We start from the raw sequence: 17,033 nt of genomic DNA on the forward strand, positions 1-17,033 counted from the left end.
CATCACACGCTGGGTTGACTGACGTCGCTCCTCAGCGGCCGTGGCGGCCGCATCGTCGCGGTGGCAGAGCCGACATTAGTCCCGCGTGAGCTTGCGGTGGGTGACCCGGTGCGGTCGCGCCGCGTCGGCGCCGAGCCGCTCTACCTTGTTCTCCTCGTAGGCGCCGAAGTTGCCCTCGAACCAGAACCACTTTGCCTCGTTGTCCTCGTCGCCCTCCCAGGCCAGGATGTGCGTGCAGGTGCGGTCCAGGAACCAGCGGTCGTGCGAGATCACCACCGCGCAGCCGGGGAACTTCTCCAGCGCGTTCTCCAGCGAGCTCAGGGTCTCCACGTCGAGGTCGTTGGTCGGCTCGTCGAGCAAAATCAGGTTCCCGCCAACCTTCAGCGTCAGCGCCAGATTCAGCCGGTTGCGCTCGCCGCCGGACAGCACACCCGCGGGTTTCTGCTGATCGGGACCCTTGAACCCGAACGCCGAGACGTAGGCGCGGGACGGTATCTCGTTCTGGCCGACCTCGATGTAGTCCAGGCCGTCGGACACCACTTGCCACACCGTCTTTTTCGGGTCGATCCCGGCGCGGGACTGGTCGACGTAGCTGAGCTTCACGGTTTCGCCGACCTTGACCGTGCCGCTGTCCGGCTGCTCGAGGCCGACGATCGTCTTGAACAGCGTGGTCTTGCCCACGCCGTTGGGGCCGATGACGCCGACGATGCCGTTGCGCGGCAGCGTGAAGGACAGATCCTTGATCAGGGTGCGTCCGTCGTACCCCTTGTCGAGGTGGTCGACCTCGACGACCACGTTGCCCAGCCGAGGACCGGTGGGGATCTGGATCTCCTCGAAGTCCAGCTTGCGGGTCTTCTCCGCCTCGATGGCCATTTCCTCGTAGCGCTGCAGGCGCGCCTTGCTTTTGGCCTGACGGGCTTTGGCGCCGGAGCGCACCCAGGCCAGCTCCTCCTGCAGCCGCTTCTGCAGCTTGGCGTCCTTGCGGCCCTGCACGGCGATCCGTTCGGCCTTTTTCTCCAGATACGTCGAGTAGTTGCCTTCGTAGGGATAGGCGCGGCCGCGATCGAGCTCGAGGATCCATTCGGCGACGTTGTCGAGGAAGTAGCGGTCGTGTGTGACCGCCAAGATCGCGCCGGCGTAGCTGGCCAGGTGCTGTTCGAGCCACTGCACGCTTTCGGCGTCCAGGTGGTTGGTGGGCTCGTCGAGCAGCAGCAGGTCGGGTTTGGACAGCAACAGCTTGCACAACGCCACGCGGCGACGCTCACCGCCGGACAGGTTGGTCACCGGGTCGTCGGGCGGCGGGCAGCGCAGCGCGTCCATGGCCTGCTCCAGCTGCGAGTCGAGGTCCCACGCGTCGGCGTGGTCGAGCTCCTCCTGCAGCCGGCCCATCTCCTCCATCAACTCGTCGGAGTAGTCGGTGGCCATCAACTCGGCGACCTCGTTGAAGCGGTCAAGCTTCACCTTGATGTCGCCCATGCCCTCTTCCACGTTGCCGCGGACGGTCTTCTCCTCGTTCAGCGGCGGCTCCTGCTGCAGGATGCCGACGCTGGCGCCGGTGGCCAGGAAGGCGTCGCCGTTGTTCGGCTTGTCCAGACCGGCCATGATCCGCAAGACGCTCGACTTGCCGGCGCCGTTCGGGCCGACGACACCGATCTTGGCTCCCGGAAAGAAGCTCAAAGTGACGTCGTCCAAAATCACCTTGTCGCCGTGCGCCTTGCGGACCTTCTTCATCGTGTAGATGAACTCAGCCATGCCGCGGTATTGCCTTTCTGGTCTTTTGAGGGGGACTCGCCGACCATCCTAGGCACCGCTCATGTCCGCTAAGCCGACAGAGGCAGCGCCGCGGGATCGTCGGGCTGCAGGGGCGCGTCGCCGGAGGCATCGGTCGTCGCCGCCGGCGCCGGGTTTTCCTGCGTCGCCGGGCCGGTGTAGCGCGGGTTCTCGATGCGCACGAACACCCGCGACAGGTCCGGTCCCACCGCCGTGGCGCGCATCTCCGTCGACGACCGCTTGTTGCCGTCGCGGTCCTCGTACTCGCTGGTGTAGATGTAACCGGTCGCGATCACCGGCGCGCCCTTGCCCAGGGCGGCGCAGACACCGCCGACCAATCGTCCCCAGCAGTTGACCGTGACGAACAGCGAATTGCCCGGTTCCCAACCGCCGTCGGCCGTGCGGCGGCGGGAGTTGCTGGCCACCCGGAACTTGACGAGGTCCTGATCGCCGACCTTGCGGCGCTGAAGGTCGTTGACGATGTGACCGACGATGGTAAACGGTGTTTCAAACATTGACTCAATTCCTTTCGCGAGTGTTCTCAGCAGCGTTCGTGCTCTGGCGCCCATTCAGCGCTCGGCCACCGTCACGACGCACGGCTGGCTGGCGCGGCGATCGGCAACTGGGGACAAAGCGGCGACTGTGGACAACTCGCGAGCCGAACCACACTGCGAAAATGAAGGCAGAAAATCGCAGTGACGTTCGGCTCGCAAATCCCGAGCTAGCGGCCGGCGGCTCGCCCCGCGCCAGCTGGGCCAGCATCGCGTTGTAGGCGGCCAGGTCGGCGTCGTCGTCACGCTCGGCCGCGCGGTCCAACCGCCGGGCGGTGCGCTGATCGCTGCGCGCCCACTGCACCAGCAGCGCGATCATGACGATCACCAGGGGCAATTCGCCTGCCGCCCAAGCGATTCCACCGCCCAACCGCTGATCGCCCAGCAGGTCGGTGTGCCAGCTGAGGCCCAGGGACCGGTAGTAGGCGCCACCGAGCACGGTCCGCGTGCTCATCAGCTCCACGCCGAAGAAGGCATGCAACGGCAGCGAGCCGAACACCACCGCCACCTTGGCCAGCGGCGGAATCGGGCGCGGCGTGGGATCCACCCCGATCACCACCCAGTAGAAGAGGTAGCCGCTGAGCAGAAAATGCACGTTCATCGCCAGGTGCCCGGCGTGGCTGCCGACCGCGGTGTCGAACAAGCTCGACAGGTACAGCCCGTAGAAGCCGGCGACGAACAGCACGGTGGCCACGATCGGGTTGGTGAGGATCCGCGAGGCCCGGCTGTGCAGCGCGGCCAGCAGCCATTCCCGCATACCCGGGGGGTCCTCGCGTCGCGCGGCGGGCAGCGCCCGCAACGCCAAACTGACCGGGGCACCCAGCACCAGCAGGATCGGAACCAGCATCGAGAGCCCCATGTGCGCCACCATGTGCACGCTGAACATCGCCGGCATGTAGCGGCCGACGCCCGACGACGTCACGAACAGCAGCGCCAGACACCCGAGCAGCCAGGCCAGCACCCGGCCCGGCGGCCAGTGGTCGCCGCGGCGGCGCAGCCGCAGCACCCCCGCCACATACAGCCCCGCGAGCACGATGGCCGCCGTGCCGAAGATCAGGTCGAAGCGCCAGTCGAACAGGATGCGCGCCACCGTGGGAGGTCCGGCGAAGTCGTAGCCGATCTCGGCTTCGGGAATCGACGGCAGCCGAAGCGGTGGCGGCGGCGGGGGGGTGCGTCCCAGCCCGACGGCGATGCCGAAAGTCACTCCGAAGATGGCCGCCTCGACGAGCGCCAGCCGGATCAGGACGCGGCGGTTATTCGGATCCGCTTGCAGCGCAACGACTCCCGCGCGGCGTTGGCGCCAGCCCAGGACGCCCAGCGCGCAGAGCGCGACGAACTTGGCGATCACCAGGCGGCCGTAGCCGGTGGCCAGCAGGTCGGCGGGCGGAACCCGGACCGCGGCGTTGACGAAACCACTGAGCCCCATCGCGATCCAGCACCACAGCGCCAGCGCCGAGAACCGCCGCGCCGCCAAGTCGGTGTGGTCGCCGCGCCGCAATCCGTGGGCCAGCAGGGCCAGCAGTCCGCCGGCCCACAGGCTGGCCGCGGTGAGGTGAATCAGCAGGCTGTTGGTGGCCAGGTCGTGCGAGCCGCCGGCTGACGAGTGTCCGGTCAGCCCGAGCGGGATCAGGGTCACCAGCGAACCGGCCACCAGCGGCGGCGTCCATGACCAGCGCAGCACCGCGAGGCTGGCCAGGGTCACCGTCGCGGCCAGCACCGCGGTCCAGCGCCACGCGGAGGCGGTGTTCACCAGGTCGGCCAGCGACCAGAGCGCCACCGGGTTGAGGTGGTCGGCCACCGGATGGCCGGACACGTCGGAGATGGTCAGCGGCACCAGCAGGGCGGCGCACACCGCCCACGCCCCCGATGCCACGGTCCCCAACCGCAGCGCGCGATACCCGCCGGCGTCGAGCACTCCGCTGGGCTGTGGCGGCACCAAAAACGCCGCGAACAGGAACGATCCGACGGCCAGCACCGCGGCGATCTCGCCGGCGGCGCGGACGAACGGCAGCCCCAGCGTGGTGGCCGGGCCCGGATCGGGCAGACCGGTGGCGGTCAGCGCGTCCGCCAGCGACAACGCCCCGATGCCGGCCGCCGTGCAGCCGGCCAGCACCGCGACGCCGGTCAGTAGCAGCCAGACCAGCCCAGGCTTGCCGGCTGGTCGTGGGAGCGTCATGCCGTCCAGAGTATGGGCGCGCGGCCCGACTACTGAGCTCGGCTGGCCCGCCCCTTCTGCAGGGCCTCGGCCTCACGCGAGACGAACTGGGTGCGCGCGATCCGCCCGACGTAGTCGCAATCGCGGACGATGTCGCGCAGCTCGCTCCGAAACGCCGCGCGCCGCTCGGCGAGATCGGGGCCCGGCCCGATCAGGTCCTGGTCGGCGACGACCTGGCGCGCGGTGGCGAACAGCAGCGTGGAGACCGACTCGTTGCTGCGGACCCGGGTCTGCGCCACGTACTGGCGGCCGACGCCGAGCGCGAGGTCGGTCAGTTCCTTGTCACCGATGCCGGCCGGGGCATCGCGCAACACGTCGGCGACGATCTCATACGACTCGAAGATGACCCGCAACATCGCGTCCGACATCAGGGGGCGTTTGGCGAACAACAGGGCGTCGATCTCGTCGCCCCCGGCGGCGACGTGCGACTCCCAATCTTGGTGCCACGCCATCTCTTCGGCGATGTTTTCCCGAAACGCCGCCGAATCGGCAAAGTAGAAATCGAATTTCAGCAGATCCCGCAGCCGCATCGCTTGGGACCAGAACGCTTCCATCCGGTCGCCTTCCGCGCGCTGGGCGTACGCGAGTGCCAGCTCGACGATCGAGGTCTCCAAAAAGGCGTGTATCACCGAGTTGCGGTAGAACGCGGCCGCGTGTTCGTCGTCGGGCGCGATGCGCCACACCGGTTCTCGCCCGCCGTCGACACGGGTGATCGGATGTCCGTTGGACAGCGCGTCGACCGCCGCGCGCACACCGTCGGGCGTGCGCAGCCGCAACGCGCTGGTCGACATCGGGGTGAGCTTGCGCTCGAGGTAGTCCAGTGAATCCTGCAGGGTGTGGTGCAACTGAGCGAGCGTGAGCGCCGCTCCGCGAGTGGTCAGCAGCAGCGCACACACCAGACCGGTCGCCGTCACCGGTGTCGCCTGCAAGATCCGCCAGGCGACTTCGAACGACATTTTTTGCAACGCAAGGCGTTTGGCGTCCTTGTCCTGCGCCAGCTCACCGTGCGGCGGACCCAGGTATTGCCGCATCGAGACGGCTTCGGGGAAGCGGACGTAAATCTTGCCGTAATTGCGTTCGCCCTGCGCCTTGATGAAGTTGTACAACCAGCCGATGCCCTCGGGGGTCTTCTCGCCGCCGCGCGCGTATTCGGCGTATTCGGCGGTCTCATGCAACTGGTCGAAGCTGATCGAAACCGGCTGCAGCAGAATGTCTTCGCTGCGGCCGTCCAAGTAGGCATCGGCCACATAGGCCATCAGACCGAGCTTGGGCGGCAGCATCTTGCCGGTACGCGAGCGGGTTCCCTCGATGGACCAGCTCAGGTTGAACCGCTTCTCCACGATGTAGCCCACGTACTCACGCAAGACGTACTTGTACAGCGGGTTATCGCCGATGTTGCGACGGATGAAGATGACCCCGGAGCGTCGCAGCAACGGCCCCATCACCCCGAATGACAGGTTGATGCCGGCGAATACGTGAACCGGGGGCAGCCGATTTTCCTGCATCGCCACCGGGACCACCGCGCCGTCGATGTAGGACCGGTGCGAGAACAGCAGCACGGCGGGATGCGCCTCTAACGCGGTGCGCATCGCCGCGACCTGATACTCGTCGTAGTCGATCTCCGGTTCGAATCCGCGGCTGATGGCCCTGCCGAGGACGGAGACGAGGTCGACGGACACCCTGCTCCACCCGGTCGCGAGTTCGTCGAGCATCTTGCCCGCCTCTTCGACCGTTGCGCCCGGGATCTTCTTCAGGCCGGCGCGAAACCGGGCGGACGCCAAGATCTCCGGCTTGAGCAGCCGCGGAGATTTGTACTGCGGACCGAGGATCCGGTACTCGGCTCGTTCCATCGCCAAATACGCTCGGCGCGTGACGAACTGGGCGAAGTCGCGCTCGTCCTGTCCGACGGTGGTGTCGCGCCACTGCTGACGAAGCTCGGAGACCTTGGCCGGGTCACCGGCTATCACCCGCGCGCAGCGGGGGTCCTTGTCCAGGACGCGGCGTTGCAGACGTTCGTTGGGCTGGTAGGGATCCCGGCCCGGGAGCAGCCCGGCGAGCTTGGCGAGCCTGCCGCGATCCGGCGCCGGTCGCCAGAACACCCGCACCGGCACGACGGAACGGTCCTCACCGGACTCGAGCTGCCCCACGAGCGCAGTCAGCGCAGCCGGTGGCGCGTCGCTGGACGGCAGCTTCAATACCTCGTACTTCGCGTCTGGATTTCGGGCCCGCTGACGGCCCAGCCAATCCATCACCAACTGCATTTCGACCGGAGTCTCCATGGATGCCAGCACGAGCGAATCCTGGTCGGTGAGAACAGCGCTGATGTCTGCGGTCGGTTCGGTCACGGCCGTGCCACCGGGGACTGGTGTGCCTCACCGTCTTTGAGGGCAACCTCGGATTCGTTCGGATTCGTCTTCTTGGCGGCGCCCTTTTTCGTCGACGGCTTGGGCTTCTTGGCCGCCGTCTTGTTCGCGGACTTCTTGTTCGCGGACTTCCTGGGCGCGGCTTTCTTGGCCAGCTTGTGCAGGTCGACCTTCGGCAACTCGTGCACGGGCCAGTCCGCGAGAGTATCGAGGTAGAGCTGGCGCACCGCGGCGATGTGTTCGGGCAGCGTGTCAAGGGTCCAATCGTCGACCGGAATCGGCGGAAAGACGGCGACATCGACCGTGCCGGGATTGATCGTGGTGGAGTTTCGCGAGGCGACGATCTCCGCGTTGCGGATCACCACCGGCACGAGAGGGATGCCGGCCGCCATCGCCATGCGGAAGGGCCCCTTCTTGAACGGCCCGACTTCGGTGGTGTCCATCCGGGTGCCCTCGGGGGCGATCACGATCGAAAGCCCTTTCTTGGCACGCTCTTCCACCGTGTGCAGTGTCTCGACCGCGGAGACCCGGTTGTCGCGGTCGATGAACGCGGTGTCCACCAGCTTGCCGAGCGTGCCCATGATGGGGTCGCTCTCCAGTTCCTTCTTTCCCACGCCGACCCAGTTGTCGCGGACCAGGGCCCCGGTGATCACCGGGTCAACCTGGTTGCGATGGTTGAAGATAAAGACGGCCGGACGCTGGGCGGTCAGATTCTCTCTACCGATGACGTTCAGCTGCACCCCGCTGATCGCGAGCAACAGCTGAGAGAAGTTGGTAGTAAAGAAGTTAACGCCCCGGCGTCGGCTACCGGTCAGCAGACCGATGCCCACCGCGCCGGCGGCGACCGGGAACAGCGTGCTGAAGCCGGCGAGGGTGCGCACCTGCCGCCGCAGGCCGACGGGGCCGCGGCTGTTGAATTTCAAGATCGGCCAGCCACGGCGCTTGGCGACGGCCGCCATCTTGCCTTCGGGGTTCGTCGGCCGCGGATTGCCGACCAGATACATCAACGCGACGTCCTCGTCACCGTCGGCGTAGAAGTAGCTGTCCTTCAGGTCGATGTCGTGCTCGCTGGCGAACTTCTGCACCGCGGCGGCTTTGCCCGGCCCCCACAAAATCGGTTTGACCACGCGGCCGGTGAGCAGTCCGTCCTCGTTGGTTTCGAACTTGTTGGTGAGCGTGTTGGTGATCCCGAGGAAGCGGGCCACCGGATTGACCTGGATGGTCAGCGCCGACGAGCTGAGCACCACGGTGTGGCCGCGCGCCACGTGGGCCCGCACCAGCTCGCGCATTTCCGGGTAGATCCGGCCCTCGATCCGCTGGTTGAACAGCCGCTCGCCGATCTCCTCCAAGTCGTCGATCAGGCGCCCGGCCAGCGCCGACGAGGCCTTGAGGATGAGGTCTTCGAACTCGATGCGCCCCAGGGTGTGGTTCAGGCCCGCCTGAACCATGCTGAGCAGCTCCCCCACCCCCATGTCGCGGCGCCGCAGCCGCTCCTGGGTGAGGATGACGGCGGTGAAACCGGCCACCAGCGTCCCGTCGAGGTCGAAAAACGCGCCGATCTGCGGGCCGGGAGGACTGGCCAGGATCTCGGCGACCGAGCCGGGCAGCTGCAGATCCCGAACTGGCTTGTTGCGCTCTGCCCCTTGCTCTTTGGCGGTGCTCATGAGCCGGACACCGATCGAGGCGCCGAGTCGGCCGGTTCGGCGAACGAGGCGGGCACCGCCCGCGGCGCCGGATCACCGGCCAGCGCGAGGATCTCGTCGAATCCTTCCAGCAGGCACCGGGCGAACAACGCCTCTTTGCGCACCGATGCCCTGTCGTAGCGCACGGTGATGGTGCACCAGCCACCGCGGGAAATCAGCACCACCATCATCGCCACGCCCGGCAGCGGCCCAATGCCGTACTGCCGCAATACTTTTGCGCCGGCGATGTACGTGTCACCCGGGTAGACCGGGACGTTGCTTGCCTGCACGTCCGAGCCGACCACCGACCCGGTGAGTCCCTCCAGTACGGCCGTGGGCAAGACGCTGAGCACCGGGGCGATGGAGCCGATGATGTTCATCGCCGGCTCGTCGCGACGCTGGGTCATCTGCGCACGGATCTTCTTCATCCGCGCGACCGGATCGCTGGTACCCAGCGGTGCCGCCAGGTTGACGCCGGTGAAGCGGTTGCCGCCGGCCGTATCGGCGTCGGCCCGCAGGCTCACCGGAACCGCCATCGGCAGGGTGCTGACCGGCACGCCGAGCGCGTCGTGGTAGCGACGCAGGGCGCCACACAGGCCCGCGAGATAGGCGTCGTTGATCGATCCGCCGCCCGCTTTGGCCGCCTTGTGCAGGTCGGAGAGCGGGATGTCGATCGCCTCGGTGCGCGAGGCCAGGCTGCGGCGGCGCAGCAGCGGCGACGGCTCGGCGGCCCGATTGAGCACCCGCATGCCCGAGAGCGCGTAGCCCACCAGCCCCGAAACCGTCGACGCGGGTTCCAGTACGGCCCGCCCGGCCGCCGACACCACGCCGGAGACCGCGCCCAACGCGCCGCCGATCACGGCCATGGGCAGGCGGTTGATGCCTTGGCGCATCAGGTCGTTGGGCGACAGGTCCTGCGGGATGGGCAGGGGCGGCGTCGGCCGCGCTGGCGGATCGCGCTCGAGGTCATAGATTTCGGCGAACATCTCGACTCCGCCGACGCCGTCGGTTACCGCATGACTGACGTGCAGCAGCGTCGCGGCCCTGCCGTCGGCCAGCCCCTCGACCAGCGTGGCCGTCCACAGCGGCCGCGAAATGTCCAGCGGTGATTGCAGGATCAGTTCGGCGAGATCGAACACCTCGCGCAGCGTGCCGGCGCTTGAGACCCGCACCCGGCGCACGTGGAAGTCCAGGTTGAAGTCGGCGTCGACCACCCAGCGCGGCGCGGCCGTCGGCAGCGTCGGCACGACGACCTTCTGCCGCAGCCGCAATACCCGCCGGGAGGCGTTCTCGAAGCGGTTCCGGAACCGGTCCCAGTCCGGCGTGGTGTCGAGAAGTTCGAGTGCCATGATTCCCGAACGGGTCCGGGGATTCGCCTCGCCGCGGTGTAACAGATAGTCGACCGCACCCAGTTCGTCAGGCAGTCCAACACGATCGACGGACTCAGACACCGATCAAGCCCTCCTGCCTTCGACGTGGCAACCCAGCTGCGCACACAACGCTAGTCGGCTTGACGCGCTGGTGAAAGCAAGTCGGCTGGCGGATAGCCGGCTTGCGGATTCGCGCGGAGGTTCGGCTCGCCGCTTTAGCTGGCTGAGCTCGCCGACAGCGGCGACGTGCCCCGTACCGAGCTCGCGCGCCGCCCGTAGACGACGCCCAGGAAGTCGGCGACGGCGCCGGCGGCCAGCCGTGACCGGACCGTCGGGGTGATGTCGAAAGCGTGATGCGCATTGGCGAGTTCTGCATAGGCCACCGAGGCGGCTCCGGCCTGCCGCAGCGCCGCGGTGAAGGCCCGGGCCTGGCCGCTGGGCACCAACTCATCCTTCTCGCCGTGCAGCACAAAGAAGGGCGGGGCCGCGCTGTGCACATGGGAGATCGGCGACGCCGCCTTGAACCGTTCGGGCTCTTCGGCGTAGCGGGCCTTCATCACGAAATGCTCGAGGAACGGCAGCATCAGCTCGTGCATGTTGTCGAAGTCGGTGAAGTCGTACACGCCGTAGTACGGTGCCACCGCCTGCACGCTGGTGTCCGCGCTCTCGAAGCCCGGCTGAAACGCGGGGTCGTTGGGCGTCAGCGCCGCCAGCGACGCCAGATGGCCGCCCGCCGAGCCGCCCGTGATGGCGATGAAATCGGGGTCGCCACCGTAGTCGGCGATGTTCTCGCGGACCCACGCGATCGCCCGCTTGACGTCGATGACGTGCCGGGGAAACGCGCAGCGCGGGCTCTTGCTGTAGTTGATCGACACGCAAATCCAGCCGAGTTCGGCCATGTGGCTCATCAGCGTGTAGCCCTGTACCCGCTGGTCGCCGACGGCCCACGCCCCGCCGGGGACCTGGATCAGCACCGGCGCCCGCGATCCGGGCGCCAGGTCATGGCGCCGCCAGATGTCGAGCAGATGGTCGCGCCCGCCCGGGCCGTAGGAGATGTCTGAGGTCTGTCCGGCGTACCGGTTGTGGGGCCCGAGCCTGGGAAGCAGGCCGCCGCGAGGCGCACACGTGCGTTGGGCGGGGGTCGGATGACACACCCGTTCGCGGAAGTCTGGCCCGAGGGACTCCTCGAGCGCGGCGGTGAGGGTTTGATCCGCCCGCTGCGCGGCCCACGTAGTGCCGACGCGACCGATCGACGGCCGCGATGACCGAGACAACGCATGCCCGGTCACCACGTGCGGGGGAAACTCGGTGGAAAGCCAGCCCGCGACCCAGCCCAGGGCGAACGGCGAAGCGCGCAGCAGCAAAGTGCCAGCCCGAACCGTATCCTTGGCGTCCGCCGCCAGCGCAACTCCCTGTCGCAGCGCTTCGGCACCAGCCCGCGAGCACCGCGAAGTCACGTTCATGACCATCGTCAACGCCACCCCTCGACGTCAGGCACACGCTCCGTTGCGGTTAACAGTTGTTTACCAACTGATGTTGTACGTGTGTCGAGACCCACACGATAACCGATAAGCCCGGCGCGGGAAGGGTTTTCGCGCGCGTGGCGTCCGACTGAAACGAGCCGCGGTCGCCATTGGATAGACTGACCTGCGCATTGCCTCCGTAGCTCAGGTGGATAGAGCAAGGGCCTTCTAATCCCTAGGTCGCACGTTCGAGTCGTGCCGGGGGCACTGGTCAGAGGTGGTTTTCGGAACCTCTGAAAATTCGAGTCATCGTTTATTCATCGTTTATGTCCGTCACAGCGCGGTCCAGGAGCTCGGCGACCTGAGTGTGGACCCGTCCGCGGGACATGTAGCGGTCCTGGGTCATCGACACCTTGGCGTGCCCGAGGTGGTCGGCGCCGACCCGCGCCGACAGGCAGGCATCGTCGATGAGCGTTGCCACGGTCTTGCGAAAGCTGTGCGAGGTCACGTCGGCCATTCCGAGTTCGTCGCGGACGGCGCGCCAGGCGGTGTTGAAGTTTTCCGGGTCACGGAGCGTTCCGCTGCTGGACGCGAAAATTGTTTGCTGTTGGCCAACGTACGGGCGCCGGCGCCGGTCGTTGAGAGCTGTGACGGCGAACGACGGCAGCGGAATGGTGCGGCGTCCGGCGGCGGTCTTGGTCTCGTCGACGCGCGTCAGGCCGGTCCCGCTTTGGCGTACCACCTTGCCGGTGACCGCGATGGTGCCCGCGTCGGCGTCGAAGTCGCTCCACCGCAACGCCAGGAGTTCCGAGCGCCGCAGTCCGGTCGCGATCAGGACCGTGACCGGGTCGACCAAGTCGCGCCGTTGGCATTCTTCGGATGCTCGCATCTTGGCGAGCAATTCCCGAACTTGTTCGGCCGTGAGCGCTGAGGCACCTTTGGGAGCCGCCTTGGATCTGATCGACTGCACATCGCGCACCGGGTTGGTGCCGAGGACGTTGTTCAACACCGCAAGCTGAAGGGCGCCACGTAGCAGGGTGCGTGCGCGGCGCGCCATCGTGGGGCCGTGGGTGTTGCGCATCGATCTGAGGGCGGCGTCGATGCGTGCTGGGGTTGCCTCCCCAACGCGCACGCCGGCGATGAACTTGGCCAGCTTGGTGGCGTCGTATCGGTAGGTGTCGAGAGTCCGCACCGACCGACCGTCCTCGGCGAGGCGCGTGATGTGCTGATCGATCAAGGCCAAGATTCGCGTCTCGAGCCCAATCGCGTCCGGGCCGCTCGGCGGGCGCCGTTCGGCGATGGCCTCGATTAGGGCGTCCTCGGCGAGCTTTCCGTGTTTGTCGAATTCATCGACAGGGCCGACCCTTTGGACGATCCGCGTCACGCCGTCGGTGTCGCGGTAGCGACACCGCGCCAGCCACACTCCCCCGCCGACATAGATGCGTTTTACCTTGCCGTGCTGCCCAATTCGAAGCGCGGGCCTGCCGGCTATCAGCGTGGGCCGAGCCAGTTGATAGCGGCCGCATCCGACCGCTTGGATAAGTCGAACATCAATCTATGGTAGTTATGCTGAGGGACGCTCGTTCTCATTGAATCGCGTTCTTTCCCAATCAATTACGTCGCTCAGTCGGTAGCGCACGTGTCGGCCGATCTTGGCGAAACGTGGCCCCGTGCCTTTCGTCGCCCATTCGGCCGGGGTCTTGACCGGTAGCCCGTAACGGTCTGCGAGTTCCTGGCGACTGAGCCACTTGTCCTCGTCAATTTCCTCCATGGCGGTTACTTCCCTTCGATCCTCAGCGAGGCTGGACTACATAACTGTAAGTCGATGGAGGGACGCCGATTTGCGGCATTTTTCCGCGTGGGTCGGTCAGGGTCGCGAAGCCGTCGTGGCGTAGCGCTCACCGACGGCTTGAAGGCTTGAACTGACCGAGAATCAGTCTGTGCCCCCTAGGTTATGTTCTACGAACGGAGGGTTTCGGATATTCGTCGACTCTGAAAGTGCAGGTCAACTAAGGGGCACGATCTCACTGGTCGCGCCTAGTCCCACCGACTTGGGCCAGTTTCACGGAGTTTGTTCCCAAACCTGCGCTGCGGATCGCTCGGTGGCCAGGCGATCTCTTGCGAGCGCAAGCTCGGTGTTGGTCATGCTAGAGGGGAAGTCATCACCACACAGGAAGGAAGCACAGAGTGCATATCAATGCCTTCGTGCCCACCGAGAGCGCGCTGATGGTTGGGAATGCCGTCAATGCCACTCAAGTCCCGTTTACGTCGCTCCGCTTGCCACCGCTGCAAGATCAACAAGTGCACCAGCTCAGCGCTCCAATCCTACTGTGCCTCTGGGCAGAGAACGGTACCGATCACGATCCCCATCTCTACGTCCAAGCGCGCGATCCTAACGGGGAAACAAGGGGGAATGCTGAGTTGGTGTGGGCCTGGGACGATGTACCAGACGCCCCATGCAAGTGGCGCGTGTTCGATCTCCAGTTGCCGTTCCTGATGTTCAGCGACGGCGTCTACACGTTCGGAGTGTATGCCAATGGAGGCGACCCGACCGAAGACGCGTTGGCATCGTATCCCTTCGCCATTATCTTCGATCCGGACTGTCCGCCTCTTCCTTCCGGCCAAGAACTTCCGCCTGGAGCCGAGTACCGCTAGCTCATGCCAGTTGTCGGTGTCGTCGTTTGCCCATTGGCTGCTGTCCGCTTAGAAGGCCAACTCCTTTCTGAGGAGGACACCTTGCCGGTGCCACATTGATCGGCAGCATGTGGGTTAGGCACCGGATTCTCCTGGTCGTTAGTGACCGAAACCCGTCTGACCTGACACGGTCTGGACATGCAACCACTTGGCCCCCAGTCGGACATGGGCTGAATTACGTTGTTTTGCAATGACTCAATCATCCTGACCAGCCGAAGCCTGGACGCGCAGGCAACTCACCGGTTGGCACGTCGTCGACGCTCGTCACCATCTCCACAAAATTCGAAACTCGTCCGTAGCCTGCCTGTTGGCCTTAGGCTTCGGAGTCCGCATGCACTGCGCTGACACGGATTTGGAGGCTCGAATGTTTCTGCTGACAGAACCACAAATGTTCGCGTCGGTGACAGCAGATGCCGCGCGGATCGGTTCGTCATTGGGCGCCGCCAACGCGGCCGCAACCACCCCAACCACCTCACTGGTTGCCGCCGCCAGCGACGAAGTGTCGGTGGCGATCGCGTCGCTGTTTTCCGGCCACGGCCAGCACTTTCAGGCGCTCAGCTCTCAGGCGGCGGCGTTTCATGCCGAGTTTGTGCAGGCTTTGACCAGCGCGCAGAGCGCCTACGCGGCAGCCGAGGCGACGAATGCCTCGCCGCTGGCGGCGGTCGTGGCCGGCGCCCAGAACCTAGCTGTGTTTTCACCCGTCACCGCCGCGACCGGGCGTCCGATTATCGGCCACGGCACCAACGGAGCGGCCGGAACTGGACAGGCTGGTGGCAACGGCGGCTGGCTGCTCGGCAGCGGCGGCAACGGCGGCTCGGGTGCGCCCGGGCAAAACGGCGGTAACGGTGGTTCGGCAGGTTTGTTCGGCCGTGGCGGTAACGGCGGAGCTGGCGGTGCCGGCACGGCCGGGAACAACGGCGTCACAGGCAACGACGGGAATGGCACCAACGGCACAGCAGGCGGAACCGCGGGCAACGGCGGCTCTGGCGGCTCGGGCGGTTCAATACTCGGCAGAGGCGGCAGCGGCGGGGTCGGGGGTGCGGGCGGGGCCGGCGGCAATGGCGGCAACGGAGCTGACGGCGCCGCGGGCACCAACGCCACCATCAACAGCGGTAATGCTGGCGGCAACGGCGGTGCGGGCGGCAACGGCGGCAACGGCGCCGCAGGCGGCGACGGCGGAAACGGCGGTGCAGGCGGTACCTCTGCCTTCGGCAGCGCAGGCGTAGACGGTGCCGGCGGTCACGGGGGCAACGGCGGCAACGCTGGTGACGGCGGAAACGGCGGAAACGGCGGAAGCGGCGCCGGCGGCGGCAGCGGCGCTACGGCGGGCGCCGGCGGTAATGGTGCTCGCGGAGGGGACCACGGTATCGCTGGGGAAGGTGGCAACGGCGGAGTCGGCGGCGGGGGCACCCACGCCGCGGACGGCACTGCCGGTTCTACTGCCACAAGTGGTGGCGGCGGAGGAGCAGGCGGCAACGGCGGCAACGGCGTTCAGCTCGCCAGCGGGGCGGGCCAGGCTGGCGGGGTCGGCGGCGACGGAGGCAACAGCGGGTCGAGTGGCAACGCCGGCGCAGGCGGCGACGGAGGCACGGGGGGCCCTGGCGGTAGCGACGTCCGCGTCGGCGCTGACGGCGGCGCCGGCGGCAACGGCGGTGACGCAGAGGGCCACGGCAACGGCGGCAACGGCGGGAACGGCGGCAGCGGCGGCTCGGGCCTCTCCACTGATACCGGTGGCGATGGCGGAGCAGGGGGCAACGGCGGCACCGGGAGCGGAGACGGCGAGAAAGGCGGCATTGGTGGTGTCGGCGGCGACGGCGGTGCCGCCGATGGCACCAGCCGTAGCTCCGGCGGCAACGGCGGTAACGGCGGCAGCGGCGGTAACGGTGTCAACGGCGCCGACGCGAGTCACGGCGGGCATGGCGGTCAAGGCGGCCGAGCAGGCTTCGACGGAACCGCAGGCAACGGCGGCAACGGCGGGGACGGCGGCACCAGTGACGGTGGCACCGCGGGCCAAGGGGGCGCTGGCGGGGCTGGCTACGCCGGCCGCGACGCCTTCGGCGGTGGTGGCGGCGGCGGCGCGGGAGGCGGCGCCGGAGACGGTGGCGTCGGCGGCGACGGCGGAGCAGGCGGCAAGGGCGGCAGTGGGTTCGTCAGCACAGGCGGCGCCGGTGGAACCGGCGGAGATGCGAACGGCGGCGTCGGCGGCTTCGGTGGGGCCGGCGGCAACGGTGGAACCGGTCAACAAAGCGCCGGCGGCACGGGCGGCACGGGCGGTGCCGGCGGGTCAGGTGACCTCAACAACGGCGGCGCCGGCGGAGCCGGCGGCAACGGCGGTACGGGCGCACTAAGCGTTGGGGGCGACGGCGGCGCAGGCGGAAACGCCAACGGCGGCGTCGGCGGCAACGGCGGCGCTGGCGGCAACGGCAACAACACGCCCGGCGCTGGCGGCAGCGGCGGTGACGGCGGCAACGGCGGCGACGGCAACGGCGGCACTGGCGGCGCCGGCGGCGCCGGCGGCCTCGGAGGAGCAGGCGGCCCCCACGGCATCGGCGGTAACGGCGGAACAGGAGGCAACGGCGGTAACGGCGCCGCCGGAAAAACCGGCGGAGCTGGCGGGGACGGCGGGGCCGGCGGCGACGGCACGATCGGCGGCAACCCGAACACCGACGGCGGCTACGGCGGCGTCGGGGGCAACGGGGGCAACGGGGGCCAAATCGGAGCCCAAGGCAACGGTCGAGGCGGCGACGGCGGAGACGGAGGCGACGGCGACAACCTCCAGCACGGTGGCACCGGCGGCAACGGCGGTCCAGGCAGTACCAACGGTTTGCCCGGTGCAGCCGGCAACCCCGGCAAAGACAACGGCTAACCCGCAGAGCAGATTCACGACCCAAATGCGTAAATCGACTACCGCCTTTGCCGCCGCCA

The 17,033-nt window shown here is 67.5% G+C and carries 10 protein-coding genes, 1 tRNA gene and 1 pseudogene; 3 read left to right on the top strand and 9 right to left on the bottom strand.

The window, feature by feature from the left end; genetic code table 11:
* Positions 1-75: 75 nt before the first annotated feature.
* The 7 genes and pseudogenes from ettA to lipQ form a co-directional block, all read right to left on the bottom strand.
* Positions 76-1,752, bottom strand: coding sequence for an energy-dependent translational throttle protein EttA (ettA, locus tag G6N66_RS18160; RefSeq protein ID WP_085232625.1), 1,677 nt, complete (start codon positions 1,750-1,752; stop codon positions 76-78).
* Positions 1,753-1,820: 68 nt separating this feature from the next.
* The gene (locus tag G6N66_RS18165) at positions 1,821-2,285 is read right to left on the bottom strand and encodes a single-stranded DNA-binding protein (protein WP_085232626.1); all 465 of its coding nucleotides are present in this window, start codon (positions 2,283-2,285) and stop codon (positions 1,821-1,823) included.
* Positions 2,286-2,487: 202 nt separating this feature from the next.
* Positions 2,488-4,497: pseudogene (locus G6N66_RS18170) on the bottom strand (cytochrome c oxidase assembly protein); the annotation flags it as partial.
* A 29-nt stretch (positions 4,498-4,526) separates the two neighbouring features.
* Positions 4,527-6,881 (bottom strand): glycerol-3-phosphate 1-O-acyltransferase, encoded by a 2,355-nt coding sequence (locus tag G6N66_RS18175; RefSeq protein WP_085232627.1) that lies wholly within the window; start codon positions 6,879-6,881, stop codon positions 4,527-4,529.
* Positions 6,878-8,563 carry an HAD-IB family hydrolase/lysophospholipid acyltransferase family protein gene (locus G6N66_RS18180; protein WP_085232628.1) on the bottom strand — a complete coding sequence of 562 codons (1,686 nt, stop codon included), beginning with the start codon at positions 8,561-8,563 and terminating at the stop codon, positions 6,878-6,880. Before G6N66_RS18180 ends, G6N66_RS18175 begins: the two co-directional genes overlap by 4 nt.
* A complete protein-coding gene (locus tag G6N66_RS18185) occupies positions 8,560-10,032 on the bottom strand; it encodes a WS/DGAT/MGAT family O-acyltransferase (RefSeq protein ID WP_085232629.1) in 1,473 nt (490 codons plus the stop codon). Before G6N66_RS18185 ends, G6N66_RS18180 begins: the two co-directional genes overlap by 4 nt.
* 134 nt (positions 10,033-10,166) lie before the next feature.
* Entirely contained in the window at positions 10,167-11,420 is a 1,254-nt protein-coding gene (gene lipQ, locus G6N66_RS18190) for an esterase LipQ (RefSeq protein WP_232079529.1), read from the bottom strand.
* 187 nt (positions 11,421-11,607) lie between these two features.
* On the opposite strand from lipQ, the gene G6N66_RS18195 reads away from it, so the two are divergent.
* Positions 11,608-11,681 (top strand) — tRNA-Arg (locus G6N66_RS18195).
* 46 nt (positions 11,682-11,727) lie between these two features.
* Here G6N66_RS18195 and G6N66_RS18200 read toward each other — a convergent pair.
* On the bottom strand, positions 11,728-12,906 hold the full coding sequence (locus G6N66_RS18200; protein WP_085232630.1) for a site-specific integrase: 1,179 nt from the start codon (positions 12,904-12,906) through the stop codon (positions 11,728-11,730).
* A 72-nt stretch (positions 12,907-12,978) separates the two neighbouring features.
* Positions 12,979-13,185, bottom strand: coding sequence for a helix-turn-helix transcriptional regulator (locus G6N66_RS18205; protein ID WP_085232631.1), 207 nt, complete (start codon positions 13,183-13,185; stop codon positions 12,979-12,981).
* 416 nt (positions 13,186-13,601) lie between these two features.
* Here G6N66_RS18205 and G6N66_RS18210 point away from each other — a divergent pair, with 416 nt between their 5' ends.
* Positions 13,602-14,069 carry a hypothetical protein gene (locus G6N66_RS18210; protein WP_085232632.1) on the top strand — a complete coding sequence of 156 codons (468 nt, stop codon included), beginning with the start codon at positions 13,602-13,604 and terminating at the stop codon, positions 14,067-14,069.
* Positions 14,070-14,472: 403 nt separating this feature from the next.
* Positions 14,473-16,974, top strand: coding sequence for a PE family protein (locus tag G6N66_RS29655; RefSeq protein WP_085232633.1), 2,502 nt, complete (start codon positions 14,473-14,475; stop codon positions 16,972-16,974).
* Positions 16,975-17,033: the final 59 nt, after the last annotated feature.

Origin of the sequence: Mycobacterium conspicuum, from assembly GCF_010730195.1 — a bacterium.
GTDB lineage: Bacteria > Actinomycetota > Actinomycetes > Mycobacteriales > Mycobacteriaceae > Mycobacterium > Mycobacterium conspicuum.

Bases quoted from the DNA above. Each gene is read 5' to 3' on its own strand.
- ettA (WP_085232625.1), bottom strand. From the start codon at position 1,752: ATGGCTGAGTTCATCTACACGATGAAGAAGGTCCGCAAGGCGCACGGC.
- G6N66_RS18165 (WP_085232626.1), bottom strand. From the start codon at position 2,285: ATGTTTGAAACACCGTTTACCATCGTCGGTCACATCGTCAACGACCTT.
- G6N66_RS18180 (WP_085232628.1), bottom strand. From the start codon at position 8,563: ATGAGCACCGCCAAAGAGCAAGGGGCAGAGCGCAACAAGCCAGTTCGG.
- lipQ (WP_232079529.1), bottom strand. From the start codon at position 11,420: ATGGTCATGAACGTGACTTCGCGGTGCTCGCGGGCTGGTGCCGAAGCG.
- G6N66_RS18205 (WP_085232631.1), bottom strand. From the start codon at position 13,185: ATGGAGGAAATTGACGAGGACAAGTGGCTCAGTCGCCAGGAACTCGCA.
- G6N66_RS29655 (WP_085232633.1), top strand. From the start codon at position 14,473: ATGTTTCTGCTGACAGAACCACAAATGTTCGCGTCGGTGACAGCAGAT.